Source organism: Streptomyces sp. JN8 (assembly GCF_055808075.1).
Window position 1 is genome coordinate 2,779,963 of record NZ_CM147852.1, and the last position, 26,234, is coordinate 2,806,196.

At 73.9% G+C, this 26,234-nt stretch carries 17 protein-coding genes; 7 read left to right on the plus strand and 10 right to left on the minus strand.

From position 1 onward, the window contains the following. Nucleotides 1-240: 240 nt before the first annotated feature. From ACY0MR_RS11830 to ACY0MR_RS11845, 4 genes are all read right to left on the minus strand, one after another. Nucleotides 241-747 carry an ATP-binding protein gene (locus tag ACY0MR_RS11830; protein ID WP_361852203.1) on the minus strand — a complete coding sequence of 169 codons (507 nt, stop codon included), beginning with the start codon at nucleotides 745-747 and terminating at the stop codon, nucleotides 241-243. A gap of 80 nt (nucleotides 748-827) precedes the next feature. Further along, nucleotides 828-1,595 carry an enoyl-CoA hydratase/isomerase family protein gene (locus ACY0MR_RS11835; RefSeq protein ID WP_388793631.1) on the minus strand — a complete coding sequence of 256 codons (768 nt, stop codon included), beginning with the start codon at nucleotides 1,593-1,595 and terminating at the stop codon, nucleotides 828-830. An 86-nt stretch (nucleotides 1,596-1,681) separates the two neighbouring features. Then, complete coding sequence (locus tag ACY0MR_RS11840) at nucleotides 1,682-2,944, minus strand: L,D-transpeptidase (RefSeq protein WP_392862323.1); 1,263 nt, start codon at nucleotides 2,942-2,944, stop codon at nucleotides 1,682-1,684. A 207-nt stretch (nucleotides 2,945-3,151) separates the two neighbouring features. Beyond that, a complete protein-coding gene (locus ACY0MR_RS11845) occupies nucleotides 3,152-4,330 on the minus strand; it encodes a L,D-transpeptidase (protein WP_473560640.1) in 1,179 nt (392 codons plus the stop codon). Nucleotides 4,331-4,534: 204 nt separating this feature from the next. On the opposite strand from ACY0MR_RS11845, the gene glgX reads away from it, so the two are divergent. From glgX to ACY0MR_RS11875, 6 genes are all read left to right on the plus strand, one after another. Further along, nucleotides 4,535-6,736: a glycogen debranching protein GlgX gene (glgX, locus tag ACY0MR_RS11850; protein ID WP_388793625.1), complete on the plus strand. Its 2,202-nt coding sequence runs from the start codon at nucleotides 4,535-4,537 to the stop codon at nucleotides 6,734-6,736. 286 nt (nucleotides 6,737-7,022) lie between these two features. After that, nucleotides 7,023-8,846 (plus strand): ABC transporter ATP-binding protein, encoded by a 1,824-nt coding sequence (locus tag ACY0MR_RS11855; RefSeq protein WP_473560642.1) that lies wholly within the window; start codon nucleotides 7,023-7,025, stop codon nucleotides 8,844-8,846. Beyond that, complete coding sequence (locus ACY0MR_RS11860; protein ID WP_473560644.1) at nucleotides 8,843-10,651, plus strand: ABC transporter ATP-binding protein; 1,809 nt, start codon at nucleotides 8,843-8,845, stop codon at nucleotides 10,649-10,651. Before ACY0MR_RS11855 ends, ACY0MR_RS11860 begins: the two co-directional genes overlap by 4 nt. A 602-nt stretch (nucleotides 10,652-11,253) precedes the next feature. Further along, entirely contained in the window at nucleotides 11,254-13,284 is a 2,031-nt protein-coding gene (locus ACY0MR_RS11865; protein ID WP_473560646.1) for a M4 family metallopeptidase, read from the plus strand. 143 nt (nucleotides 13,285-13,427) lie between these two features. Continuing rightward, nucleotides 13,428-14,087 carry a response regulator transcription factor gene (locus ACY0MR_RS11870; RefSeq protein WP_473560648.1) on the plus strand — a complete coding sequence of 220 codons (660 nt, stop codon included), beginning with the start codon at nucleotides 13,428-13,430 and terminating at the stop codon, nucleotides 14,085-14,087. Beyond that, on the plus strand, nucleotides 14,080-15,624 hold the full coding sequence (locus ACY0MR_RS11875; RefSeq protein ID WP_403311887.1) for a sensor histidine kinase: 1,545 nt from the start codon (nucleotides 14,080-14,082) through the stop codon (nucleotides 15,622-15,624). The genes ACY0MR_RS11870 and ACY0MR_RS11875 overlap by 8 nt, the downstream gene beginning before the upstream one ends. A 93-nt stretch (nucleotides 15,625-15,717) precedes the next feature. Here the strand turns inward: ACY0MR_RS11875 and glgP are convergent, their stop codons facing one another. The 6 genes from glgP to ACY0MR_RS11905 form a co-directional block, all read right to left on the minus strand. Beyond that, nucleotides 15,718-18,294 (minus strand): alpha-glucan family phosphorylase, encoded by a 2,577-nt coding sequence (gene glgP, locus ACY0MR_RS11880; protein ID WP_473560650.1) that lies wholly within the window; start codon nucleotides 18,292-18,294, stop codon nucleotides 15,718-15,720. A gap of 127 nt (nucleotides 18,295-18,421) precedes the next feature. Further along, complete coding sequence (locus tag ACY0MR_RS11885) at nucleotides 18,422-19,801, minus strand: FAD-dependent monooxygenase (protein ID WP_392862312.1); 1,380 nt, start codon at nucleotides 19,799-19,801, stop codon at nucleotides 18,422-18,424. A 22-nt stretch (nucleotides 19,802-19,823) separates the two neighbouring features. After that, a complete protein-coding gene (locus ACY0MR_RS11890) occupies nucleotides 19,824-20,933 on the minus strand; it encodes a monodechloroaminopyrrolnitrin synthase PrnB family protein (protein WP_388793610.1) in 1,110 nt (369 codons plus the stop codon). 88 nt (nucleotides 20,934-21,021) lie between these two features. Next, the gene (locus ACY0MR_RS11895) at nucleotides 21,022-22,455 is read right to left on the minus strand and encodes an MFS transporter (RefSeq protein WP_473560652.1); all 1,434 of its coding nucleotides are present in this window, start codon (nucleotides 22,453-22,455) and stop codon (nucleotides 21,022-21,024) included. Next, the gene (locus tag ACY0MR_RS11900; protein ID WP_473560654.1) at nucleotides 22,452-23,882 is read right to left on the minus strand and encodes a 4-hydroxyphenylacetate 3-hydroxylase family protein; all 1,431 of its coding nucleotides are present in this window, start codon (nucleotides 23,880-23,882) and stop codon (nucleotides 22,452-22,454) included. The genes ACY0MR_RS11895 and ACY0MR_RS11900 overlap by 4 nt, the downstream gene beginning before the upstream one ends. Nucleotides 23,883-24,094: 212 nt before the next feature. Then, complete coding sequence (locus tag ACY0MR_RS11905) at nucleotides 24,095-25,078, minus strand: AraC family transcriptional regulator (protein ID WP_361854254.1); 984 nt, start codon at nucleotides 25,076-25,078, stop codon at nucleotides 24,095-24,097. 118 nt (nucleotides 25,079-25,196) lie between these two features. Between ACY0MR_RS11905 and ACY0MR_RS11910 the strand changes: the two genes are divergently transcribed. Then, nucleotides 25,197-26,123 carry an SDR family oxidoreductase gene (locus ACY0MR_RS11910; protein WP_388793604.1) on the plus strand — a complete coding sequence of 309 codons (927 nt, stop codon included), beginning with the start codon at nucleotides 25,197-25,199 and terminating at the stop codon, nucleotides 26,121-26,123. Nucleotides 26,124-26,234: the final 111 nt, after the last annotated feature.

Below are 26,234 nucleotides of genomic sequence, written 5' to 3' on the forward strand. Positions count from 1 at the left end.
TCACTATTAAAGTGTCCATCTATAGTCCGTTTTGCCCCACTAGGGACTTTTGGCGGTCGGGCCACCTGTCTGCCATAGTCGAGGGAACGACCCCCATTGACCCGGGCCAGGTCGACACAGCGGCCGTGGATACACCCCCCCGTCCACGGCGCATCACACGAGAGCCCCCAGGGCGCCCCACCACGGCGCACGGGGGCTCACGTGCGTCCGGGGGCGCTCCTCATCCGGAGCGCGCGCCGCTCAGGGGCGGTCGGCGACCCGCATCTCGAACCAGGTCGTCTTGCCGCGGGGGGCCAGGTCCACGCCCCACCGGTCCGAGAGCTTGTCGACCAGGAAGAGGCCCCGGCCGCTCGTGTCGAGCTCGTGCACCGGCATCAGGCAGGGCAGTCCGCGCGAGGGGTCGCGCACCTCGACCCGGATCCAGCCGCGCCGCCGCTGCAGGCGCAGCGCGAAGACCCGCGCGCCGGTGTGCCGGACCGCGTTCCCGACCAGCTCCGACACCAGGAGCACCGCGTGCTCGGCGATCTGCGGGCCGAGCGCCCACTGCCGCAGCACCACGTGCTGGGTGAGCCTCCGGGCCACCCACGCGGACTCGGGCCGGGACGGCAGCCGTACGTCCTCCTCGGCCGGGTTGCCGTACAACTCGACTGTGTGGGCGGCCTGTTCGTCTTCCGCGGCCGGTGACCACCGCGCCGCGGCGGCGCCGGTGCGCTGCCACGGCTGCTCCGTACCCTCCAGGCCCGCCATGCCCCCCATCATGGCCGCACGGAGCCGGTCGCGGGGGCCGTTCCGGCGGAATCGGCCCCCACGGATGATGGTCTGTCACCTCAGGCGAACTTCGCCTTCCCCGGGCCCTCCTCGACGAAGCTGCGCATCCCGTTCTCGCGGTCGGCGGTCGCGAACAGACCCGCGAACCAGGTGCGCTCGATGGCGAGGCCGGTGTCGATGTCGGCCTCCAGGCCCTGGTCGATCGCCTCCTTCGCGGCCCGCAGCGCGACGGCCGGGCCCTGCGCCAGCCTGGCGGCCCAGGCGTGCGCCTGCTCGTACACCTCGGCGGCGGGGACGACGCGGTCGACCAGGCCGAGGGTCAGGGCCTCCTCGGCCTTGACCATCCGGCCGGTGAAGATGAGGTCCTTGGCCTTGGAGGGGCCGACGAGCCGGGCCAGCCGCTGCGTGCCGCCGGCGCCCGGGATCAGGCCGAGCAGGATCTCCGGCTGGCCGAGCTTGGCGTTGTCGGCGGCGATCCGGTAGTCGGCGCAGAGCGCGAGCTCGCAGCCGCCCCCGAGGGCGTAGCCGGTGACGGCGGCGACGACCGGCTTGGGGATGCGGGCGACGGCGGTGAAGGAGTCCTGGAGCGCGCGGGAGCGCTTGACCATGGCCACGTGGTCCATGACCTGCATCTCCTTGATGTCCGCGCCGGCCGCGAACACCTTCTCGCCGCCGTAGATGATCACGGCCCGCACGTCGTCGCGGTCGGTCGCCTCCTGGGCGAGTTCGCGCAGCCGGTCCTGGGTGGCGACGTCCAGGGCGTTCATCGGGGGGCGGTCGAGGCGGATCGTGCCGACGCCTTCGGCGACTTCGAGGTTCACAGTCATGGGAGGAAGGTTAGTGTCCGTTAACGCGGGAGGGCCCGGTGCCGTTGCTCACAGCACCGGGCCCTCCCGGACGGATCACGGGTGGACTACTTGATCCACTCCGACCAGTCCATGTTCCAGCCGTTGAGACCGTTCTCCGGCTGGATCTGCTTGTCCTTCGAGTTCTTCACGACGACCACGTCGCCGATGATCGAGCGGTCGTAGAACCAGGCGGCCGGCATCGAGCCGTCGCCCGCGCCCCGCGCGTCCTGGAGGCCGACGCAGCCGTGGCTGACGTTGGCGGAACCGAACGTGCCCGCCCCGGCCCAGTAGTTGCCGTGCACGAAGGTGCCGGAGGTGGACAGGCGCATGGCGTGCGGGACGTCCTTGATGTCGTACTCGCCGCCGAAGCCGACCGTGGCCCCGTTCATGCGGGTCACCTTGTACTTCTCGCTGATGACCATCTGACCGTTGTAGGTGGTCGTGGACGGCGCGCCCGCGGTGATCGGGAGGGTCTTGATGATCTTGCCGTCGCGCTCGACCTTCATCGTCTTGGCGCTCGCGTCGACGGTGGAGACCTGGCGGCGTCCGATGGTGAAGCTGATCGTCTTCTTCTGCTTGCCGTAGACGCCCGGGCGGCCCTCGACGCCGTCCAGGTTGAGGTGCACCGTCACCTTGGTGCCCGCGGCCCAGTAGTTCTCCGGGCGGAAGTCGAGGCGGTCGTTCCCGAACCAGTGGCCCTCGATCGGCACGGACGGCACGGCCGTCACCTTGATGGCCTTCTCGACGGCCTCCGGGTCGGTGATGCCCCGGGTGAAGTTGATGGACACCGGCATGCCGACGCCGACGGTCGAACCGTCCTCCGGCGTGTACTGGCCGATGAAGGTGTTCTTCGGGACGAGGGTGGTGAAGGTGGTGTCCTTCGCCGACTCGCGGCCCTCGGCGTCCTTCGCGATCGCGTGGACCTTGTACTGCGTGGCCGCGGCCAGATGTGCGGTCGGCGTCCAGCTGGCGCCGTCGGCCGCGATCCGGCCCTCGACCGCGGTGCCCTTGGAGTCGGCGACGGTGACCGTGGTCAGCTTGCCCTGCGCCGCGGTGACCTTGAGGACCCCGCTGGTCGCGACGGCGTCGGCACCGTCCTTCGGGAGGATCGTCACGACCGCCTGCGAGGCCGCGTTGTCCTGCTTGCCGCCGCCTTGCGCGGCCGGGCCCTGGCCCCCCGCACCGCCGTTCGCCGTCTCACCGCCGCCGCAGGCCGTGAGCACGAGGAGCAGCGCCCCCGCCGCCAGGGCCTGCAGCCTGACGCCCCCGCGCCGGCCGCGCCGCCCGGTCGCTCCGACCGATGCCCCCGATATCGGCTGCCCGTTCACTGTGGTGTTCTCCCCTCGCACGGCCCGGCACCGCCCGGCCCCACCCCCGTGCGCATCCGCTCGCGCACACGGCGCTAGATAATCACACCGCAGGACACGAAAGATCCTCGTGAATGTCACCGTTCCGTCCCGATCGACCTGCTAAGACGACGGGAGGGGCCGGAGGCGCCGGAGGGTGCGCGGGGGGCCGGAGGGGACGCCCCCGGGTCAGTCCCGCGCGGAGCCCGCCCTCCACTCGTCCCAGGGCATGTTCCAGCCCCCGAGACCGTTGTCGGCGGCCACCTTCCGGTCGCGGGAGTTGACCACCTCCACCACGTCCCCGATCAGGGTGCGCTCGAAGAACCAGCCGGCCGGCGAGTCGGCGCTGCCGCCCTTGTCGTCCCGGAGGCCGACGCAGCCGTGGCTGACGTTGGCGGAGCCGAAGGTGCTCGGATCGGCCCAGTAGTTGCCGTGCAGGAAGGTGCCCGAGTCGGTCAGCCGGATGGCGTGCGGGACGTCCTTGATGTCGTACTCGCCGCCGAAGCCGACCGTGGCCCCGTTCATCCGGGTCACGTCGTACAGCTCGGTGACGACCATCTTCCCGTTGTACGTGGTCGTCTTCGGCGCCCCCGCGGTGATCGGCACGGTGGCGAGGACCTCGCCGCCCCGCCTGACCTCCATGGTGTGGGCCGCCGCGTCCACCACGGACACCTGGGAGCGCCCGACGGTGAAGCCGACCTTCTTGTTCTGGATGCCGTAGACGCCGGGCGCCCCCTCGACGTCCCGCAGGGCCAGTTCGACGGTGACCTCGGTGCCCGGACTCCAGTAGGAGGCGGGCCGGAAGTCCAGCCGCTCCTTGCCGAACCAGTGCCCGACGACCTCCACCGGCGGGACCGAGGTGACGCGGATGGCCCGCTCGACCGCCGCCCGGTTCTCAATCGGCATGTTGAAGCCGAAGGAGACGATCATGCCGGTGCCGACCGTGGAACGGTTCTCCGGTTTGAAGTAGCCGATGAACCGGCTCTCGGGCACCGCGGTGGTGAAGGTGGTGTGCCGGGCCGAGCGGCGTCCGTGCGCGTCGAGCGCGACGGCGTCCACGCTGTACTTCGCGGCCAGCGCGAGCCGGGAGTCCGGCCGGGGCCGCCAGCGCAGCCCGTCGGCGGAGACCTCCCCGTCGACCCGGGTCCGCCGGCCGTCCTCCACCTGGACGACGGTCACCCGTTCGAGCCGCCCGCTGTCCACCTTCACCTCGACCGGACCCTCGGCCGGCACGCCCCGGCTGCCGTCCTCCGGACTGACCCGGATCACGTCCCCGGGAGCCCGCGCCTTGCCCGGCAGGCCGAGGTCGAGCCCGCCTCCGCCGCCCGCCCCGGTGCAGCCCACGAGGCCCGCCAACAGTCCCGCCACCACGAGGGCGTACCTCGCCCGCTTGCATACGAATGTCACGCTCGGCCCAACGACGGCCACCCTCCAGGGGAAACGTGCGTGCGGGTCATGTTGGGAGCCGCACCTGCCGGGCAGAACAGGGGGGAGAACCACGCGCGGGAGCGGCGGCCGGGACGCCGCCGCTCCCCTGCGTGCGGGCCCGACGAGCCGCTGGAGGCCGGGACGGTGACGAGCGCAGCCGAGCAGGAGGCGGTACCAGAGCATGCCCCGGAGCGGGCCGGGCCGCCGGTGTGGCCGGGCGCACCCACGCCGCTCGGGGCCCGCTGCCGGGTCGGCCCCGACGGGGTGGCCGGCACGAACTTCGCCCTGTGGGCGGGCGGCGCGGAGGCGGTCGAGCTGTGCCTCTTCGCCCCGGACGGCACGGAGCTGCGGCTGCCGCTGACGGAGCTGACCCACGAGATCTGGCACGGGTTCGTGCCGGGGATCGGGGCCGGGCAGCGGTACGGCTACCGGGTCCACGGCCGCTGGGACCCCTGGACCGGGGCCCGCTGGAACCCGGCGAAGCTGCTCCTCGACCCGTACGCGCGGGCCGTGGACGGCGACTTCGCGCTGCCCCCCGAGGTCTACGGGCACGTGAGGGACTGGCCGCAGCAGCACGTCGCCGACACCGTCCGCGACGAGCGGGACTCGGCGCCGCACGTCCCCAAGGGGGTCGTCGTGCAGGACGACGACGACTGGTCCGACGACCGCAGACCCAAGACGCCCTGGCAGGACTCGGTCATCTACGAGCTGCACGTGAAGGGCTTCACCCGGCTCCACCCGGGCATCCCCGAGCACCTCCGCGGCACGTACGCGGGGCTGGCGCACCCGGCGGCGATCGACCACCTCGTCCGGCTCGGGGTGACGGCGGTGGAACTGCTCCCGGTGCACCAGTTCGCGCACGAGGACCACCTCCTGCGGCGGGGCCTGCGCAACCACTGGGGCTACAACTCCATCGGCTACTTCGCCCCGCACGCCGACTACTCCTCCTCGGGCACGGCCGGACAGCAGGTCGGCGAGTTCAAGCGGATGGTGCGGGCCCTGCACGCGGCCGGCATCGAGGTCATCCTCGACGTCGTCTACAACCACACGGCGGAGGCGGGCGAGCTGGGCCCGACGCTCTCGCTCAAGGGCATCGACAACCGCGGCTACTACCGCCTCCAGTCCGACGCCCGCCGCTACGCCGACTACACCGGCTGCGGCAACACCCTGCACGTCGTCCAGCCGCAGGTGCTCCGCCTCATCACCGACAGCCTCCGCTACTGGGTCACGGAGATGGGCGTCGACGGATTCCGCTTCGACCTCGCGGCCGCCCTGGCCCGCTCCATGCACGACGTCGACATGCTGTCCCCCTTCCTCGCGGTGATCGCCCAGGATCCGGTGCTCCGCCGGGTCAAGCTGATCGCCGAGCCGTGGGACGTGGGCAACGGCGGCTACCAGGTCGGCGCCTTCCCGCCGCTCTGGACCGAGTGGAACGACCGGTACCGGGACGCCGTACGCGACTTCTGGCGCGGGGCGCTGCCCGACGTCCGCGACCTCGGGTACCGGCTCTCCGGCTCCAGCGACCTGTACGCCTGGGGCGGCCGCAGACCGTACGCCTCCGTCAACTTCGTCACCGCGCACGACGGCTTCACCCTGCGGGACCTCGTCACCTACGAGCGCAAGCACAACGAGGCCAACGGCGAGGGCAACCGCGACGGCACCCACGACAACCGCTCCTGGAACTGCGGGGTGGAGGGCGAGACCGACGACCCCGGCGTCAACGGACTGCGCCTGCGCCAGCAGCGCAACCTCCTCACCACCCTGCTGCTCTCCACCGGCGTCCCGATGCTCGTCTCCGGCGACGAGATGGGCCGCACCCAGGGCGGCAACAACAACGCCTACTGCCAGGACAACCCGATCGGCTGGGTCGACTGGACCCTGCCGGACTCCCCCGGCCGGGCCCAGCTCCTCGCCCTGACCCGCCGGCTGCTCGCCCTCCGCCACGACCACCCGGTACTGCGCCGCCGCGCGTTCTTCTCCGGGCGCCCCCAGGGTTCCGACGGGCTGCGGGACCTCGCCTGGTTCACCGCGGAGGGGACGGAGATGACGGAACCCGACTGGTACGCGCCCACGGCCACGCTCGGCCTCTACCTGTCGGGCCGCGACATACCGGGCCGGGACGAGCGCGGCGAGCAGATCACCGACGACAGCTTCCTCGCCGTCCTGCACGCGGGCCCGCGCCCGCTGGACTTCCGCCTCCCGGGCCCGCCGTGGGCGGAGACGTACGAACTGGTCGTCGACACGTCCCGCGAGGACCAGTCGGCCCCACCGGGCACGGAGCACGCGGGCGGCGCGACGATCGAGGTCGGGGCCAGATCGGTGGTGCTGCTGCGGGTGCGGACGTAGGGGGCCGGGCCGGCCGGGGCCCGGGGACCGCCCGGCGGGGGCGCGGGGACCGCCCGGCGGGGGCGCGGGGACCGCCCGGCGGGGGCGCGCCGGGGCGTGCTCCGGGGCGACCCGTGGGTGCTTCCGGTCGGCCGGGCCGTGCTCCCGGTCGGCCGGGCCGTGCTCCCGGTCGGCCGGGCCGTGCTCCCGGTCGGCCGGGCCGTGCTCCCGGTCGGCCGGGCCGTGCTCCCGGTCGGCCGGAAAACGGGATGAGACGTGTCAGTGGTGAACCGTAGGGTCGGACCTGATGCCCGAGAAACCTGTCGCCCCAGAGCCCCCCGCCCCCGACTCCGCGGGCCCCCGCGCCGCCCGTGAGCGCTCCGCGGTGCGGGGTCTGCTGCGCCTCTGGCCGTACGTGCGGCCCGTGCGGGGGCGGTTGTTCACGGCCGCGTTCGTCGCGATCGTCGCGTCCTGTCTGTCGCTCGTCATCCCGCTCGTGCTGAAGTGGCTGGTCGACGGACCGGTCGCGGACCGGGACCCGGGCGGCGTGTGGCTGGGCGCGCTCTACCTCCTGCTCCTCGGCATCGCCGAGGCGGTCCTCTTCGGGTACCGGCGGTGGCTGGTGGCCCGTCCCCTGGCGGGCGTGGAGGCCCGGATGCGGGCCGAGCTGTACGGCCGGCTCCAGCGGCTCCCGATCTCCTTCCATGACCGGTGGGCCTCGGGCCAGCTCCTCTCCCGCGGTACGACCGACCTGATGCTGGTCCGGATGTTCCTGGCCTTCCCGCTGACGTTCCTGCTGGTCAACGGCGTGACGATCATCGCGGGTTATGTCCTGCTGCTCGCCCAGGACTGGTCGCTCGGGCTCGTCCTCCTCACCCCCGTGATCCCCCTCGTCATCGTCTGCTCGATCTTCGAGGGCCGGTACGGGCTGGTCGCGCGGCGCGCCCAGGACCAGGTCGGCGACCTGACGACGGTGGTCGAGGAGAGCGTCCTCGGCATCCGGATCGTCAAGGGCTTCGGCCGTCACCGCAGCCAGGCGACCGCCTTCCGGGAGCTCTCCGGCCGGCTGCGCGGCACGGAGCTCGTCAAGGCCCGGCTGCTCGCCATGATCTGGGCGGTCATCACCTTCGTACCCGAACTGGCCATCGGGGCGGCGCTCGTCCTCGGCACGGTCCAGGTGGCGGACGGGGACCTCTCCGCGGGCACACTCGTCGCGTTCCTGTCGACGGCCCTCGCGCTGCGCTGGCCGGTCGAGTCGATCGGCTTCCTGCTGGCGATGAGCCAGGAGGCGGCGACCGCGACGGAGCGGTACTTCGAGGTGATGGACGCCCAGGAGGAGCCCGGGACGGCCGCGGCCGGACCCGCGGCGGCCGGCGGCCCGGCCGGGGTGCGCTTCGAGGGGGTGACGTTCCGCTACCCGGACGCCCCGGCCGACGCGCCGCCCGTCCTGGACGGCGTCGACCTGCACATCCGCCCCGGCGAGACGCTGGCCTTGGTCGGCGGCACGGGCTCCGGCAAGACCACCCTCACCGCCCTGGTGCCCCGGCTGCACGAGGCGTCCGGCGGCCGCATCCTCCTGGACGGCGAGGACATCGCCCTGATGGAGCGGGAACGGCTCCGGTCCCTGGTCTCGATGGCCTTCGAGGAGCCGACGCTCTTCTCCGCGAGCGTCGGCGACAACGTCCTGATGGGCACGGACGGAGCGGCGGGCGAGCCGGAGCTGCGCCGCGCCCTCGGCGTGGCACAGGCGGAGGGCTTCGTCGGACGGCTGCCCGAGGGCGCCGCGACCCAGGTCGGCGAGCAGGGACTGAGCCTGTCCGGCGGCCAGCGGCAGCGGCTCGCCCTGGCGAGGGCGGTCGTCGGGCGCCCCCGCTTCCTGGTCCTGGACGACCCGCTGTCCGCGCTCGACGTCCACACCGAGGCCCGGGTCGAGGCGGCCCTCCGGGAGGTCCTGCGGGACACCACGGCGCTCGTCGTGGCGCACCGCCCGTCGACGGTGATGCTCGCCGACCGGGTGGCGCTGCTGTCCCGGGGCCGGATCACGGCCGTGGGCACCCATCACGAACTGCTGCGCAGCAGCGAGGAGTACGCCTGGCTGATGTCCGGCGAAGGCGAGGGCGGGAACCGATGACCGAGCAGCAGACCAGCGACCCCTTCGACCGCGACGACCTTCCGGCGCCCCCCGGGGCGACGGGCGCCCTGCTCCGTTCGCTGCTCGGGTCGCACCGCCTGCGGGTCGCGGTCGCGGCCCTGGTGCTCCTCGTCAAGGAGGCGGCGGTCCAGGCGGGCCCGCTCCTCGTCGCGTACGCCATCGACCGGGGCGTCCCGGCCTTCCGCGCGGGCGACCACGGCCCCGTCCTCGCGGTGGGCGTCGGCTACCTCCTCTGCGCGGCGCTCTCGGGGCTCCTCCAGTACGTCTTCGTGCGCGGGGCGGCCCGGGTCAACCAGGACGTGCTGCTCGACCTGCGCGGCCGGATCTTCCGGCACGCGCAGGTCCTCAGCGTCGACTTCCACGAGCGGTACACCTCGGGCCGGCTGATCTCCCGCTCGACCACGGACGTCGAGTCCCTGCGGGAGCTCCTCTCGGAGGGGCTGCAGGAGCTGATCGGCGTCGTCCTGTCGTTCGTGTCGATCTCGGTGATCCTGCTCTGGCTCGACGCGGGGATCGGCGCGGTCGCGGTGGCGTCCTTCGTCCCGCTGCTGCTGCTGGTCCGTGTCTACCGGCGCCGGGCCGGGGCGGTGTACGCCGAGCGCTCCACGGCCATCGCGGGCGTGATCGTGAAGTTCGCGGAGACGATGAACGGGATCCGTCCGGTGCGGGCGTTCCGCCGGGAGCGGGTCAACGACACCGAGTTCGAGGCGCTCAACCGCCGGCACGAGCGCAGCAACGGCGACGCGCTCCTGGAGATGGCCCGCTACGTCGTGGGGTCGCGGCTCGTCGCCAACACGGCGGTCGCCGGGATGTGCCTCTGGGGCGCCTACCGGGTGGCGGCGGGCTCCCTCGAACTGGGCGTCCTGGCGGCGGCGGTGCTGTACATGCGGCGGCTGTACGACCCGATCGACCGGCTGGGCATGTTCCTCAACTCGTACGAGTCGGCGGCCGCGTCCCTCACCAAGATCGCCGGGCTGCTGGCCCAGGAGCCCGGCGTGCCGGAGGCCGCGGCTCCCCGCGCCCTGCCCGCCCGCACCGGGGCACCGGGCCGCGAGGTGGTCTTCGACGGCGTCCGCTTCGCCTACCGTACGGGCGGCGAGGTCCTGCCCTCCTTCGACCTGACCATCCCGGCCGGACAGACGGTGGCCGTGGTGGGGGCCACGGGAGCGGGGAAGTCGACCCTGGCGAAGCTGCTGGCCCGGTTCTACGACCCCACGGACGGCGCGGTGCGGCTCGACGGCGTGGACCTGCGGGAGCTGAGCACGCCGGAGCTGCGGCGGGGCGTCGTCATGGTCACCCAGGAGGCGTTCCTCTTCTCGGGCACGGTCGCCGAGAACATCGCGATCGGCCGCCCGGACGCGACCCGCGAGGAGATCGAGGACGCGGCCCGCGCGATCGGCGCGCACGACTTCATCAAGGGTCTGCCCGACGGCTACGACACGGACGTGCGCAAACGGGGCGGCCGCATCTCGGCGGGCCAGCGCCAGTTGGTCGCCTTCGCACGCGCCCTCCTGGCGGACCCGGCGGTCCTCATCCTGGACGAGGCCACCAGCTCGCTGGACGTCCCGGGCGAACGGGCGGTGCAGCGGGCCATGGACACGGTGCTCGCGGGCCGTACGGCGGTGGTCATCGCCCATCGCCTGTCGACGGTCGAGGTCGCGGACCGGGTCCTGGTGATGGAGTCGGGCCGGATCGTCGAGGACGGGGCGCCGTCGGACCTGGTGACGGGCGAGGGCCACTACGCGGGACTGCACCACGCCTGGCGGGAGAGTCTCGTGGGTTAGAGGCCTGTCGACGAACTCCGAGCCGAGTGGGGGCCGTTCCGGGGGTCGCGTTCGGGACGTAAAACGTGATTTGTGGCGCAACAAGAGCGTTCACCGGAAACCGCGCCAGATGCGCCGTAAATCATGAGTCCCGAACGCGACCCCCGGAACGGCCCCCACGCCCCCCAGGAGCAGCAGGATCCGGGCATCTCCCACACCAACCGGATGGACCAGAACGAGCCACGCCGGAGACGCGATACAACCGGCGCCCCAGCCCCCGGAGCCGACCTCCGCGACGACCGCCGACGACCCCCGTCTCGAACTGCGGACGCTCCCCGAATTCAGGCTCGGACGAACATCGGACGACATCGCGGCCTTGATCGACGAAACGTCCGCTTAACGAACACGGCCTTACGTGCAGCGAACGATTTCCGGCCAACTTGCCGACGCACTCCTGACAGGTCCTCGTCATTCCTGTCACTCTCTCCCCGGCTCTTCGCACCACCGTTCAGCGCTTCACCCGAACGAGTCCGCGCCATGTGAACGTGCTCCACAGCTCTGCTTGCTCCGCCCGGATGGACCACCCCAGTCCGCCGGTACCCCCCTCGCAAGAAGGAGTCTGCGTGAGATCCACGCCCAGCCGTCGCGCCACCGCGACCGGCGCTCTGATCGCTGCCGCCGCCATGCTCGCCGTGAGCGTCCAGACGGGTGCCGCCACCGCGGCCGACGCCCCCTGGAGCATCGCCCCGAAGGCCCAGCAGGGCACCTCGGCGAACCCCGGCAAGCTCCCGGCCGACCTCACCCCCGCCGAGCGCACCGCGCTCATCAAGGCGGCCGACGCCGGCAAGGCCGCCCAGGCCAAGGAACTCGGCCTCGGCGCCCAGGAGAAGCTGGTCGTCCGCGACGTCGTGCAGGACCGCGACGGCACCACCCACACGCGCTACGAGCGCACCTACGCCGGACTGCCCGTCCTGGGCGGCGACCTGATCGTCGCCGAGACCAAGGCCGGCAAGACCACCGGCGTCACCAAGTCGACGCGCGCGGAGCTCAAGAACATCCCCACCTCCGCCACCCTGGCCCCGGCCGCCGCCGAGAAGCAGGCCGTCGGCCTCGCCAAGGCGGACGGCTCCGACCGGGCCAAGGCCGACCGCGCCCCGCGCAAGGTCGTCTGGGCGGCCAACGGCAGCCCCGTGCTCGCGTACGAGACCGTCGTCGGCGGCCTCCAGCACGACGGCACCCCGAACGAGCTGCACGTCGTGACGGACGCGAAGACCGGCGCGAAGCTCTTCGAGTGGCAGGCCATCGAGACCGGCACCGGAAACACGCAGTACAGCGGCCAGGTGACCCTCGGCACCGCGCCCTCGTACACGCTGACCGACACCGGCCGCGGCAACCACAAGACGTACAACCTCAACGGCGGTACGTCCGGCACCGGCACGCTGTTCACCAACAGCACCGACGTGTGGGGCAACGGCACGCCGTCCAACAAGGAGACGGCCGGCGCCGACGCGCACTACGGCGCCGCGCTCACCTGGGACTACTACAAGAACGTGCACGGCCGCACCGGCATCCGCGGTGACGGCGTCGGCGCGTACTCCCGGGTCCACTACGGCAACGCGTACGTCAACGCCTTCTGGTCGGACTCCTGCTTCTGCATGACGTACGGCGACGGCGCGGGCAACACCAAGCCCCTGACCTCCATCGACGTGGCGGCGCACGAGATGACGCACGGCGTCACCTCGAACACGGCCGGCCTGGTCTACAGCGGCGAGTCCGGCGGCCTCAACGAGGCCACCTCGGACATCTTCGCGGCGGCCGTCGAGTTCTACGCCAACAACGCCAACGACCCGGGCGACTACCTGGTCGGCGAGAAGATCGACATCCGCGGCAACGGCACCCCGCTCCGCTACATGGACAAGCCGAGCAAGGACGGCTCGTCCAAGGACGCGTGGTACTCCGGCCTCGGCGGCATCGACGTCCACTACTCCTCGGGCCCGGCGAACCACTGGTACTACCTGCTCTCCGAGGGCAGCGGCGCCAAGACCGTCAACGGCGTGAACTACGACTCGCCCACCTCCGACGGCCTGCCCGTCACCGGCATCGGCCGCGACAAGGCCTCGCTGATCTGGTTCAAGGCGCTCACCACCAAGTTCAGCTCGAACACCAACTACGCCGCGGCCCGCACGGGCACCGTCGCGGTCGCCACCGAGCTGTACGGCGCCAACGCCCCCGAGACGCTCGCGGTCCAGCACGCCTGGGCGGCCATCAACGTCGGCACCCGGCCCGGCGGCGGCGAGCCGCAGCCCGGCAAGGTCTTCGAGAACACGGCCGACGTGTCCATCCCGGACAACGGCGCCGCGGTGACCTCCACGGTCAACGTCACGGGCATCACGGGCAACGCCCCCTCCGCCCTCAAGGTGGACGTCAACATCGTCCACACCTACCGCGGCGACCTCGTCGTCGACCTCGTCGCCCCGGACGGATCGGCCTACAGCCTCTCCAACCGCTCCGGCGGCAGCGCCGACAACATCGTCCAGACCTTCACCGTGAACGCCTCCTCCGAGGTCGCCAACGGCGCCTGGAAGCTCCGCGTCCAGGACAAGGCCGCGGTCGACACCGGCTACATCAACAGCTTCAAGCTCACCTTCCCGTAGGCCCCGCGAGGGCAGACGCGTGAGTGAGTGAACCCGAGTCACAAGTGCCGGACGCCCGGAGGGATCCTTCCCTCCGGGCGTCCGTGCGTCCGGGCCCCGACGGCGCCCTCCGTACCCCGGGACCCCTCCGTACCCTGGGACCCATGATCAGGGTGCTGCTGGCCGACGACGAGACGATGATCAGGGCCGGGGTGCGGGCCATCCTCGCCACCGACCCCGGGATCGAGGTGGTCGCCGAGGCCGGCGACGGCCACGAGGCCGTCGAGCTCGCCCGCGAGCACCGCCCCGACGTCGCCCTCCTGGACATCCGGATGCCCCGCCTCGACGGACTCGGCGCCGCCGAGGAACTGCGCGGGGCCGTCCCCGGCACCGCCGTCGTCATGCTCACCACCTTCTCCGAGGACGCGTACATCGCCCGCGCCCTCGGCGGCGGGGTCAGCGGCTTCCTCCTCAAGTCCGGGGACCCGCGCGAGCTGATCGCCGGGGTCAGGGCGGTGGCCGGCGGCGCCGCCGCCCTCTCCCCCACCGTCGCCCGCCGGGTCATCGACACCCTCGGCGGCGAGCGCCTGACCCGCGCGGCCGCGGCCCGCGCCCGCCTCGACCGGCTCACCGGCCGGGAGCGGGAGGTCGTCGCCCTGCTCGGCGCCGGACTCTCCAACCAGGAGATCGCCGACCGCATGTACGTCGTCGAGGGCACGGTCAAGGCCCATGTCAGCGCCGTCCTCGGCCGGCTCGGCCTGCGCAACCGGGTCCAGCTCGCGGTCCTCGCGTACGAGGCGGGCCTGGTGACCGGCGATGCGTGAGGCGGCCCGCGAACCGGTCCGCGAGCGCCTCTTCGACCTCCTCCTCTGGCTGCTGCTCTGCGTGCCGGTCCTGCTGAAGTCGGACCCGAACGACGGCGGCAGCTGGGCCCTGGTGGGCACGGGCGTGGTGGTCCTCGCGGGCTGCGTCGCGGTCAGCCGGTCGTGGCCGCTGGTGTCGCTCGCGGCCGTGGTGGCCGCCTCCCTGCAGGCCACCCTGGAACTCTTCACCCCCTCGTACAGCCTGGCCCTGGTCGCCTTCGGCTACCTCGCGGGCCGCCGCCAGGAGCACACCCGGGCCGCGCTCTGGCTGTTCGGCGCGATCGCCGCCACCGGCCTGGTCCTCACCTGGATCACCCGCACCTCGCTCGGCCAGTGGTTCACCCTGCTGCTCGTCCTCGCCCTCGCCGTCGTCGCGCCCTGGCTGATCGGCCGGTACGTGCGCCAGTACGACCGCCTGGTGCAGAGCGGCTGGCAGCTGGCGGACCGGATGGAGCGGGAGCACGCGGCCGTCGCCGACCGCGAGCGGCTGCGGGAGCGGTCGCGGATAGCGGGCGACATGCACGACTCGCTGGGGCACGACCTGGCCCTCATCGCCATCCGCGCGGGCGCCCTGGAGGTCTCCCCCGACCTGGGGCCCGAGCAGCAGCGGGCGGCGGGCGAGCTGCGGCGCGCGGCGGCCGACGCGACGGCCCGGCTGCGGGACATCATCGGCGTCCTGCGCGAGGAGGACGACACCGCGCCGACGAGCCCGGCCGGCGAGACCGTCGAGGAACTGGCGGCCCGGGCCCGCGCGTCGGGGCTCACGGTCACCCTCGCCGCGACGCCCGTGCCCACGCTGCCGGGGATGGCGGGGCTCGCCCTGCACCGGGTCGTGCAGGAGGGCCTCACCAACGCGGCCAAGCACGCACCCGGCGCGGCGGTCGCCGTCGCCGTCACCCCGCAGGACGACGAGGCGGCGACGGTACGGGTCGAGGTCGTCAGCGGCCCCGGCACGGGCCCGCCCCCGCTCGGCTCCCGCTCCGGCGGGACCGGCCTCGTCGCGCTCGGCGAGCGGGTCCGCCTCGCCGGCGGCACCCTCGGCCACCGGGTCACCGGGGACGGCGGCTTCGCCCTGACGGCCGTGCTGCCGCGCCGGGCCCCCGCGCCGCTCCCGGCCGCCCCCACCTCGGCCAGGGAGCTGGACCTGGCGCGCCGCGAGGTCCGCAAGGGCCTGGCGCGGGCGATCTGGATCCCGCTCGCCCTCCTCGCCGCGCTCGGCGCGCTGATGCTGGCGGTCGCCGCGTGGACGCAGGCCCAGTCGTACCTGGAGCCGGACGACTTCGCGAGGGTCCGGCTCGGGCAGACGCCCGCGCGGCTCGACGAGATGATCGACGACTGGCCCGAGCACCCGCTGGACGGCCCGCCGCAGCAGGCTCCTCCGGAGCCCTCCGGGATGGACGAGTGCCGGTACTACCGCTCGACGATGCTGGCCGCCGTACCGGTGTACCGGCTGTGCTTCGTCGACGGGCACCTCGCCGACAAGGCCGAGGTGCCCTAGGAGTCGTCCTGCCGAGCGAGCGGGCCCGGCCGGCGGGGCGCTCCCCGAAGGGGGAGTCCGGTCCGGCCGGCCGGACTCCCCCGGTCGGATGCGCTACCGGAGCAGCAGGCCCGCCCCCTCGCCCGTCGTCTCCTCCGGCAGGGCCGCCAGGCCGAGTTCCGCCGGGTGGGCGAGGAGCGGGTGGGAGGGGCGGACCCGGACCGTGCAGCCGAAGGAGCCGGTGCGGTCGAGCGCCAGGGTGCCCGCGTACGGCTGCCTGCCCTCCAGGTCCGGGCCGCCCACCGGCTTCAGCGGGACGGCGCGGAGGTCGGCGAGGGTGTCGTCGGCGTCGACCCGGCCGGTGACGGCCTGCACCTCGACGTCGTCGGGGGCGAGCGCGCCGAGGGCGACCCGGACCCGGACGACCGGTGTCGCCCCGAGCTCCGCGTCGGCGAGGTCGTCCGCGAGGTCGTCGCCGACCTCGACGCGGTCGACGGTCACCTTCGGCCAGGCCTCCCTGACCCGCGCCTTCCAGGCGGCGAGGTCCCGCGCCCGGTCCGGGGTGAGCGCCCGGTGCGCGGCGGCCGCGGGCACGTACAGCCGCTCGACGTACTCGCGGACCATCCGGTCGGCGAGCACCTTCGGACCGAGGTCGGTGAGGGTGCGGCGGACCATCGACGTCCAGCCGGCCGGGACGCCGTCGGGGCCCCGGTCGTAGAAGCGGGGCGCGACGCGGCGCTCGATCAGCTCGTAGAGCGCGGCGGCCTCCAGGTCGTCGCGGCGGTCCTCGTCCGCGGCGGCGGCCCCGTCGGCGGTGGGGATCGCCCAGCCGAAGTCGGGCTCGAACCACTCGTCCCACCAGCCGTCGAGGACGGAGAGGTTGAGGCAGCCGTTGAGCGCGGCCTTCATGCCGCTGGTGCCGCAGGCCTCCAGGGGGCGCAGGGGGTTGTTGAGCCAGACGTCGCAGCCGGGGTAGAGGCCCCGGGCCATCGCCATCCCGTAGTCGGGCAGGAAGACGATCCGGTGCCGGACCCGGGGGTCGTCGGCGAACCGGACGAGTTCCTGCACGAGCCGCTTGCCGCCGTCGTCGGCGGGGTGCGCCTTGCCGGCGACGACGAGCTGCACGGGGCGCTCGGGGTGGAGCAGCAGCGCCCGCAGCCGGTCCTTGTCCCGCAGCATGAGGGTGAGCCGCTTGTACGAGGGGACCCGGCGGGCGAAGCCGATGGTGAGGACGTCGGGGTCGAGGACGGAGTCCGTCCAGCCGAGTTCGGCGGCTGCCGCTCCGCGCTGCCGCCAGGAGGCGCGCAGCCGCTCCCGTACGTCGGTCACGAGCCGTTCGCGCAGGGTGCGGCGCAGGTCCCACAGTTCGCGGTCGGCGGGGTCGGGGCCGAGCCGGCCGACCTCGGGGGCGACCCAGGTGGGGGCGTGCACCCCGTTGGTGACCGAGGTGATCGGGACCTCCTCGGCGTCGAACCCCGGCCAGAGTCCGGCGAACATGGCCCGGCTGACGGCTCCGTGGAGGGTGGAGACGCCGTTGGCGCGCTGGGCGAGGCGCAGGCCCATGGCCGCCATGTTGAAGACGCCGGGTTCGCCGCCCAGCGGGGTCTCGTCGCCGAGGGCGAGGACCTTCCCGGTGTCGACGCCGGGAAGCGCGCCGTCCTCGCCGAGGTGGCGGGCGACCAGCGTGCGGTCGAAGCGGTCGATGCCGGCCGGGACGGGGGTGTGGGTGGTGAACACGGTCCCGGCGCGGACGGTCTCCAGGGCGCTGTCGAAGTCGAGCCCCTCGCCCTGGAGTTCGCGGATGCGTTCGAGGCCGAGGAAGCCGGCGTGGCCCTCGTTGGTGTGGAAGACCTCGGGGTCGGGGGTGCCGGTGAGCCGGGTGTAGGTGCGGACGGCGCGGACGCCGCCGATGCCGAGCAGCATCTCCTGGAGGAGCCGGTGCTCGCTGCCGCCGCCGTACAGCCGGTCGGTGACGCTCCGTTCGCCCGGGGCGTTCTCCTCGACGTCGGAGTCGAGCATGAGGAGGGGCACGCGGCCGACCCGCGCGATCCACAGGTGGGCGTGCAGGCTGCGGCCGCCGGGCAGGGCGAGGGTGATCCGGGCGGGGCTGCCGTCGGCCTCGCGGAGCAGGGTGACCGGCAGCTCGCCGGGGTCGAGGACGGGGTACTGCTCCTGCTGCCAGCCGTCCCGGCCGAGGGACTGGCGGAAGTAGCCGTGCCGGTAGAGCAGGCCGACGCCGATGAGCGGGACGCCGAGGTCGCTCGCGGACTTGAGGTGGTCGCCGGCCAGGATCCCGAGGCCGCCGGAGTACTGGGGCAGGGCGGCGGTGACGCCGAACTCGGGTGAGAAGTAGGCGAGGGCGGCGGGCGCGGCGGTCGTGCCGCCGGCGGCCTGCTGGTACCACCGGGGGGCGTGCAGGTAGGTGTCGAGGTCCTCGGCGGCGGCCCGGAGCCGGGCCAGGAAGTCCTGGTCGGCGGCGAGCGCGGCGAGCCGGGGGGCTTCGAGGGCTGCGAGGATCCGGACGGGGTCGGTGCCGCCGGACGGGGCGGTCCGGCCGGGGGGTTCGAGGGACTCGAAGAGGGCGCGGGTGGGTTCGTGCCAGGACCAGCGCAGGTTGTGCGCGAGTTCGGCGAGGGGTCGCAGGGTGTCGGGGAGGACGGGACGCACGGTGAATCGACGGATTGCCTTCACGCGTTCCACCTTCGCAGGCGAGTACGGAGCGGAGTGGACGCACCACGCTGTGCGTCCGTCGTTCCGCTCAGACGTTAGGGCACACCGCCCCCGCCGTGCGACGGCGCACGGGAGCGTGGGGCGCGTGTCAGCCGACGGCGGGGAGGCGGACCTCGTACGGGGAGCCCTGGTTCACGGTCGCCGGGTCGAAGGCCCCGGTGGCGGCGTAGCGGTGGGCGACGGCGGCGAGTTCCTCGGCGGGGATGACGTCGTGGATGTCGCCGAAGCCGTGCGGGGCGCGGGCGTGCGCGAGGTCGATGACGACCTCGGGGCCCTGCTCGCGGTTGGCCCGCTGGAGGGCGGTGGTGACCGGGCGGCGGTCCCGCTCGTACGCGGCGAGGCCGTCCTCCGGGTCGGCGTGGCGGGCGAGGGCGTGGGCGAGGGAGCGCGCGTCGACGATCGACTGGGTCGCACCGTTGGAGCCGATCGGGTACATGGCGTGGGCGGCGTCGCCGACGAGGGTGGTGCGGCCGTGGGTCCAACGGTCCAGGGGCTCGCGGTCGACCATCGGGTACTCGTACGCGGAGTCGGCGGCGCGCAGCACGTCGGGGACGCTGACGCCGTCGAACTCCCAGCCCTCGTAGAACGGGAGGAAGGTCTCCACGGGGACCGGCCGGTTCCAGTCGCCCAGGAACCGCTCCTCCCCGGACGCCGTCCCGGACCGGCAGGTGCGTTCCGCGGGGCGGGCGAGGGCCCAGTTCACCAGGACCTCCCGGTCGGGTCCCGTCGGGCGGCCCATCGGGTAGACGACGGCCTTCTGCCGGTCGTCGCCGGCGATGAGCATGAACGACCCGACGGCGCGGGCGGGCATCCGGGAGACCCCGCGCCAGACCAGCATTCCGTTCCACGGCGGTTCGCCCTCGTCGGGGTGCAGCGCCGCCCGGACCGTGGAGCGGACGCCGTCCGCGCCGACGAGCAGGTCGGGTTCGAGGGAGGCGCGGCCGCGCACGGCGCCGTCCCGGTGTTCGAGCCGCAGGCGCGGCCGCCCGTCCGGGGTCGGCTCCACCCCGCTCACCCGGACGCCGGTGACCAGGGCGGCGGGTCCGAGCCTGGCCCGTACGGCACCCGCGAGGACCTGCTGGAGGTGCCCGCGATGGACGGACAGCTGCGGCCAGAGGTAGCCCGCGCCGAGGCCGCGGGTCTCGCGGGATATCAGGCCGCCGGAGCGGTGGTAGTAGCGCAGCTCGCGGGTGCGCAGGGCGCCCGCCTCCAGGGCGTCGAGGAGGCCGAGCGCGTCCAGTTCGCGGACGGCGTTCGGCATCAGGTTGAGTCCGGCGCCGACGGGGCGGATCGCGGGGGCCGTCTCGACGACCGTGACGCGCTGGAAGCCGGCGGCGTGCAGCGAGAGGGCGGTGGTGAGGCCCGCGACGCCGCCGCCGGCGATCACGATGTGCGGGCTCTCCCGGTAGTCCGGCGCGGGGCGGCGGCGGTGGGCCGGCGGGAACGCGGACGGGGTGTGGGGGGACATGACGACTGCTCCTTCGGCGCCGCTACGCGGCCGACGGCCCGACGGGGGCCCCTGCGGGACTGCGTCGCACGGTCGCGCGGCGCACCATGGTCTCGTTCTCCCTGGTCAGATCCAGGATCGAGCGCAGCAGCGCGACCGGGGCCCCGCCGCTGCCCTCCTCGTACAGCCGTGTCTCCTCGCTGTAGGCCTTGCGGGCGATGCCGAGGTGCCGGGCGCGGAAGGTCTTCAGGAGGCGCAGCACCCGGCCGAGTGCCTCCGCGGAAGCGGTCAGCGGGGGCGGCAGCCGGTCGGCGCCCTCCCAGCTGACGGCGGCGGAGAGCTTGCTGACCGCCGACACCCCGCCGCGGTGCCGGGCGTGGAAGGCGCGCCAGGCGGGCAGCGCGTAGGGCACGGACTCGGTGAGGAAGGCCTGGTAGGCGGGGTCGGAGCGGTCGCACTGCCAGAGGGTCAGGTCGATCAGCCAGAGCGGGACCTGTGCGGCGGCCGGTCCGAGGTAGTCCCGGCCGTCGACCTCGACCTCCTCGAAGTAGGGGCGCAGGACGGTCGCGAAGAACTCCGGCGGCACCTGGGCCACCGTGAGGTCGATGGAGTCGACCATGGCCCGCACGTGGCGGGCGACCCGGTCGAGGGCGGCGGCGAAGCCGGGGTCGTACGGTTCGAGGCGGGCGACCCGGCCGCAGTCGTCGAGTGCGGCGACGAGGCCGGGGAAGACCATCCGGACGGCGTCCTGGAGCCGGGCCTCCGTCGGATGGCCGGTGTAGGTGCGGCGGCGGGGGCCGGGCGGGTTCCAGGTCGTGTAGTGGTGGACGGTGTCCCGGGGGATCATGTCGGTGCGCCGGCCGAGGAGTTCGAGGACGGGCAGGGCCTCGGGGACGGCGGCGAGGGGCTGGACGCCGTGGCGTTTGAGCGAGCCGAGCAGGATGCCGAGGTCGCGCATGGCGGCGAGTGCGTGGCCGACGCTCCACTGGGCGGCCCGGTCGGGGTCCGGCACGAGGGCGCGGAGCGCGACGGTGAGGGCGGCGACGTCGGCGTCGGCGTTCATCGCGGGGACGGCGGCGAGCAGTCCGTCGGCGCCGAGCGGGTCGGCGGTGCGTATGTCCTCGGTGCGGTGGCGCGGGTCGCCCAGTTGCACGGGGGTTCCTCCTGTTCGGGGCTCGGTTCGCCGGAGAGGAACGGCTCACCCGCCGGTGGTCGGGGGGCAGTGGTGCTGGTGCGGGCGGTCAGCGGCGGTCGGTGATCCGTCTCCCGCGTGGCGGGGCCGGGACCGGTCGGGGCGGGTGGAGGCGGAGGGAGGCGAGTGCGGCCGCGGCGGCGAAGGCGGCGCCGGTGAGAAGGGCGGCGCGGTGGCCGGCGGTCTCGGCGGCGGCCCGGGTCGCGTCGGCGGCCTCCGTACGGCCGGTGGCGACGGCCACCAGGACAGCGAGGCCGAGGACGGAGCCGAACTGCTGGCTGGTGTTGACGAGTCCGGAGGCGAGTCCGGTCTCCTCGGCGGTGGCGTCGGCCGTCGCCGCCACGTTGGTGGTGACCATGACCAGCGGCAGGGCGGCGCCGAGGACCAGGCTGGGGGCGAGGACGGTGTCCGCGAAGCCGCCGTCGGGGGTGAGGGCGAGGGCCAGCCAGAGGGTCCCGGCGCAGAGCAGGGCGAATCCCAGGGTCATGGTCCGGTGCAGGCCGAGGCGGAAGATGATCCGGCCGGTCTGCGGGGCGACCGCGACGACGACGAGGGAGAGCGGCAGCAGGCCGAGGCCGCCGCCGAGCGGCGACTGTCCGAGTACGTCCTGGAGGTAGAGGCTGACCAGGAAGAACATCGGGAAGAGGGTCGTCTGGGCGAGGGCGGCGAGGGTGTTGGACAGCCGGAGCGCGGGGCGGTTCAGCACCGCCGGCGGGACGAGCGGCGCGGCGGCCCGCCGTTCGACGGCGGCGAAGGCGAGCAGCAGGGCGAGGCCGGCTCCTCCGGCGCCGAGGGTGCGGGCGGACAGCCATCCGGCCTCGGCCGCGCCGACCAGGGCGTAGGCGAGGAGTCCGAGGCCGGCGGTGGCGGTGAGCGCCCCGGCGAGGTCGAAGCCGCCCGGGCCGGCGGTCCGGGTGGGGCGGTCCAGGATGCGGAGGGCGAGGGCGGCGAGGACGGCGGCGAGCAGGACGTTCAGCCAGAAGGTGGCGCGCCAGCCGAGGAGGTCGGTGACGACGCCGCCGAGGACGGTGCCGAGGACTCCGCCGAGGCCTCCCATGGCGGCGAAGGTGCCGAGCGCCCGGTGCCGGGCCGGGCCGTCGGGGTGGAGCAGGAGCAGCAGGGCGAAGGCGGCGGCCGCGGCGAGCGCGGCGCCGACGCCCTGGGCGGCGCGGGCGGCGACGAGGGCGTCGGTGCCGGGGGCCAGGCCGCCGGCGGCGGAGGCGGCGGCGAGCAGGCCGAGGCCGCCGAGGAAGACCCGCCGGTGGCCGAGGAGGTCGGCGACCCGGCCGCCGAGGAGGAGCAGGCCGCCGAAGGTGATGAGGTAGGCGTTGGCGACCCAGGAGAGTCCGGTGGAGCCGGCGGCGAGGTCGTCGCCGACGGAGGGCAGGGCGACGTTGACGATCGCGGTGTCCATGATGAGCAGGAGCTGGGTGGCGGCGAGCAGGGCGAGCGCCCCGCGTCGTGGCGCCGGGGCCGTCGTCAACGGGTCGTCCCGAGGCCGTAGCCGTCGAGGCAGGCCCGTGCGAGGTCCTCGCAGTCCTCCGCGGCGCCGGCCCGGGTCTGCATGGTCAGGTAGACGTGCGGGGCGCCGTGGTAGAGGCGCTCGTACTGCTCGTGGCGTCCGGCGAACTCGGATCCGAGGGCGTCCCAGGCCAGCTTGAGCAGCTTGACCCGGTCCTCGGCGGGGTGCTCGCGGGTGCCGAAGTAGCGGCGGACGAGGGGCCCGAGTTCGGGGTGCAGGAGGTCGCGTCCGCTGGCGGGGAGCTGGACGAGGGCGCCGCCCGCGAGGAGCCGGATGTCCTGGACGGCGCGGGGGTAGAGCTCGCCGGCCATGATCCGCTGGGCGAAGGAGATGTCCTGGCCGGGGCGGACGCCGCCGCGGCCGCCGTCGACCTCCTCGTACGAGGCTTCGGCGGCGAGGACGAAGGCCTTGGCCTGGGCGACCGCGCCGAGGAGCCGGCCGACGGCCTGGGTGACGGGCGGGAGGTCCTCGGTGCCGTTCGAGCGGGTGATGAGGATGGCGAGTCCGGTGAGGAACTCCAGTTTGGTCCAGAAGCGGGTCGCGGACTGGTGGACGAAGTTGAGGTAGGCGGGCGTCTGCCACCAGACGGCGCCGGTGGTGGCGGGGTCGCGGTGGGTGAGGACCCGTTCCCAGGGGACGAAGACGTCCTCGCAGACCAGCATGGCGTCGTTCTCGTCGTACCGGGAGGACAGCGGCTGGTCGTAGACGGACCGGGAGCGTTCCTCGTAGGAGGTGCGGGAGATCAGTCTGAGGCCGGGGGTGTCGACGCGTACGGCGAAGGTCACGGCGTGTTCGGTGTCGTCGGGGGCGAGCGGTTCGATGGTGCCGACGAGGATCTCGTCGGCGAAGACGGCGCCGGTGCCGACGGTCTTGGCGCCGCGGACGACGATCCCGCCGTCCCGTTCGGCCACGACCCGCAGGGTGAGGTCCTCGCCGCCGTGGCCGGGGGCCGGGTTGCCGAGGGTGAAGGCGCAGTGCAGGTCGTCCTCGGCGAGCCGGCGGTGGAGGGCGAGGGCGTGTGCGGCGCCGTCGAAGGTCTCGCCGGTGAAGACGGCGGGCGCGGCGGCGAAGCCGGCCGATCCGGCGGCCATGTAGTCGGGGGTGCGGCCGAGGAAGCCGAAGCTGGCGCGGGCCGTGGTGCGGAAGGCGCGGCGGCGGGCGACGAGGTCCTCGTAGGAGCGGGGGACGCGGGAGGCGAGGCGCACCCCGTCGCGGACGAGGACGGGGTGGTGGGCGGGGTCGTCGGCGAGGTCGTAGAGGCCGGCGAAGGAGGCCGCGGTGGCCCGGAAGGCCGGGTGGGCGGTGACGTCCTCGACCCGTTCTCCGTCGAGCCAGACCTCGCGTCCGTCGCGCAGCCCCTCCAGATACTCCTGCCCGGACCTCGTCACCGGTGTGTCGCCTCTCCTCGGGTGTCACGGCACTGCCGGTCCCGAGCCTGTCCGGGGCGACCCGTCCGGACAATGAGCGTCCGGCCAGGGGTCCTTAATAACCGGCCAGGGAGTCCCGAAGATGTCAGGTCGGCGGATCCGGGGCGCCGCGGCGGTGCCGCGGCGGGGTCCCGGAGGTCCGCCGGGGGTCCCCGGAGGGCCGGGCGGTGCCGTCAGGCGGCCCGGTCGGCTCCCGCGCGGTACTCCCCCGGGGTGACCCCGAACCACTTGCGGAAGGCCAGGTGGAAGCCGACGGCGCTCTGGTAGCCGACGCGGGCGGGCACCGCCGACTGGGGGAGGCTGGTCTCGGTGAGGAGCCGGCCCGCCTCGTGCATCCGGCGGGCGGCGAGGTAGCGGGCGGGCGACTCGCCGACGAGGTCGCGGAAGGAGGCGGTGAACGCGGAGCGGGACATGCCGACCTCGCGGGCGAGGGAGTCGATGGTCCAGGGGTCGGCGAAGCGGGTGGCCATCATGACGACGGCGCGGCTGATCCCGGGGTGCCGCAGCAGCGGCAGTGAGGCCGGGTTGCCCGCGAGTTCGCGGAGCAGCGGCCGGAGGGCCAGGACCAGGGCCATCTCGAAGGCCCGCAGGGTGATGAGTCGGTCGCCGGGTCCGACGGGCCGGTCGGGGGCGGCCAGCAGCCGCAGGGTGTCGCGGAGCAGCGGCTCGCGGTCGACCTGGGGGCCGTCGAGGACGAGTGCCCAGGGCAGCGAGGTGTAGAGGTCGGTGGCGGCGCTGGCGTCGTAGTGCAGACCGGCGCAGAGGAGGCGGCTCTCGGGACCGCTGCCCTCGATGACGATCTCGCCGGAGGTGCCGGGCTGCCGTTCGGGCAGGACGGCCTTGAGCGGGAGGCCCTGGCGCTCGGGCCGGTCGGAGAGGCGGTGCGCGGTCCCGGTCGGGAAGACGACGAGGTCTCCGGCGTGGAGTTCGAGGGGGGCCTCGTCCTCGGTGGTGATCCAGCAGTCGCCCTCGACGACGTAGTGGAGGACGGCGCAGCTGCGTTCGGCGTCGCCCTCGATGGCCCAGGGGGCGCGGACGTGCCAGCGGCTGTCGAAGACCCCGGTGAGCCGGAGGGGTTTGAGCAGTTCGCTCAGCAGGTCGTCCTGCTCGTCCTGGTCGGGCTGCTGTGCGTGACGGTCGGTTCCCACGATTGCCATGGACGATCCTTCAACTTCCGCCCCGGTTTGTTAATTGAACGGCCGAAGCCGTGGCGGCGAGCCTGGGGGGGACGCCGACACGACAGCCGGGAAAGTCTATCGAAGGGCCTCAGAACACATGTCCAGTGAGAATCCGATGCGGGTGGCGGTGGTGGGCGCGACGGGGTTCCAGGGGGGTGCGGTGGCGCGTCTGCTCGCGGAGCGGCAGCACGGGGTGCGGACGCTGACGCGGCGGGCGTCGGCCGACCGGCCGCCGCTGCCGGGGGCCTTCTTCCTCTCCGGCGACCTGGGCCGGCCGGACGACGTGCGGCAGCTGTTCGAGGGGACGACCCACGCGTTCATGACGATGCCGCTGGTGTACGAGGCGGACCGGGTGGAGGCGTACGCGCGGAACGTGGCGGAGGCGGCCCTGGACGCGGGGACGGAGCGGCTGGTCTTCAACTCCAACACCCGGATCCCGCTGGGGCCGACGGACGTGGCGGCCTTCGAGACGCGCCGGCTGGCGGAGCGGGTGCTGCGGGACAGCGGGGTGCCGCTGGTGGTGATCCGGCCGCCGGTGTACCTGGACAACCTGTTCTCGCCGTGGAACGGGCCGTCCCTGGTCGACGACGGGGTGCTCGCCTATCCGCTGCCGGCCTCGGCGCGGACGGCGTGGCTGTCGCACCGGGGTCTGGCGGAGGCGGCGCTGGCGGCGCTCACCCGGGAGGACCTGGAGGGCCGGACGTTCGACATCGGCGGCGAGCGCTCGCTGACGGGCGGTGAGCTCGCCGAGGCGTTCGGCCGGGGGCTCGGGCGGGCGGTGCGGTACGAGGAGCTGGATCCGGCCGCTTTCGAGCGGGGCCTCGCCGGACTGCTGGGTCCGGCGACGGCGGCGGGGGTGGCCGGTATCTACCACTTCATGGCGAGCGGGGCGGATCCGCTGCTGATGGCGGACGACGACGGCGTGTCCACGGAGGTCCTGGGCCTCGAACCGGCTCCGGTGGAGGAATGGGTGGCGCGCCAGCCCTGGCAGGTGTGGTCCTCGGACACGTCTCCCCGGCACTGATCACGTCCTGGGCGAAACGGCCCCGTCCCGTCCGGGACGGGGCCGTTTCCGTGCCGCGGGCCGGAGCGGCGGGGAGAACGGCGCGGATCTTTCCCTGTCCGGTGTCCGGGG

What these genes read in the sequence shown, in the direction of transcription:
- ACY0MR_RS11830 (WP_361852203.1), bottom strand. Translation starts at nt 747, where the DNA reads ATGGCGGGCCTGGAGGGTACGGAGCAGCCGTGGCAGCGCACCGGCGCC.
- ACY0MR_RS11835 (WP_388793631.1), bottom strand. Translation starts at nt 1,595, where the DNA reads ATGACTGTGAACCTCGAAGTCGCCGAAGGCGTCGGCACGATCCGCCTC.
- ACY0MR_RS11855 (WP_473560642.1), top strand. Translation starts at nt 7,023, where the DNA reads ATGCCCGAGAAACCTGTCGCCCCAGAGCCCCCCGCCCCCGACTCCGCG.
- ACY0MR_RS11860 (WP_473560644.1), top strand. Translation starts at nt 8,843, where the DNA reads ATGACCGAGCAGCAGACCAGCGACCCCTTCGACCGCGACGACCTTCCG.
- ACY0MR_RS11870 (WP_473560648.1), top strand. Translation starts at nt 13,428, where the DNA reads ATGATCAGGGTGCTGCTGGCCGACGACGAGACGATGATCAGGGCCGGG.
- ACY0MR_RS11875 (WP_403311887.1), top strand. Translation starts at nt 14,080, where the DNA reads ATGCGTGAGGCGGCCCGCGAACCGGTCCGCGAGCGCCTCTTCGACCTC.
- ACY0MR_RS11885 (WP_392862312.1), bottom strand. Translation starts at nt 19,801, where the DNA reads ATGTCCCCCCACACCCCGTCCGCGTTCCCGCCGGCCCACCGCCGCCGC.
- ACY0MR_RS11905 (WP_361854254.1), bottom strand. Translation starts at nt 25,078, where the DNA reads ATGGCAATCGTGGGAACCGACCGTCACGCACAGCAGCCCGACCAGGAC.
- ACY0MR_RS11910 (WP_388793604.1), top strand. Translation starts at nt 25,197, where the DNA reads ATGTCCAGTGAGAATCCGATGCGGGTGGCGGTGGTGGGCGCGACGGGG.